The 496-nt window shown below is 71.2% G+C and carries 1 protein-coding gene; it reads left to right on the forward strand.

Going from position 1 to position 496, the window contains the following annotated elements; translation table 11 throughout:
- Positions 1-496: hypothetical protein (locus tag BN4575_RS22755; protein ID WP_218060794.1), on the forward strand; the 496-nt coding region annotated here is incomplete at both ends.

The raw sequence follows: 496 nt of genomic DNA on the forward strand, positions 1-496 counted from the left end.
GCGATGGGCGGGTGAACCTGTTCGCGGGGCGCTCGCTCGAGGGCGGCATCGCGACGAGCCGGTACCGGGACGGGCTGAACAACGGGGCGCGCTTCTCCACGGCGCGGGGGTTCTGGGGCTCGCTCGAGAACCTGAGCCGGTACGACATGGTGATCCTGTCGTGCGAGGGGTCCGAGTTCAGGGCCGACAAGCCGCAGGCGGCGCTGCAGGCGATGTTCGACTACGCCTCCGCGGGGGGGCGCGTCTTCGCGTCGCACTGGCACAACGCGTGGCTCCGGTTCGGGCCGGGGCGGTTCCCGGAGACGGCGGACTGGCACGAGAGGAGCGATCCCAAGGACGACCGCCCGGTGCGGGTGGACACGACGTTCCCGAAGGGCGAGGCGCTCCGGGACTGGCTGGTCGCCGTGGAGGCGTCGAAGGTGCCCGGGGAGATCCCGATCCAGGATCCGCAGCACTGGGTCGACTCGGTGAACGAGGAGATCGCGACGCAGTGGCT

The sequence above is a fragment of the Aeromonas sp. EERV15 genome, assembly GCF_900079845.1.
Taxonomy (GTDB): Bacteria; Pseudomonadota; Gammaproteobacteria; order Enterobacterales; family Aeromonadaceae; genus Aeromonas; species Aeromonas sobria.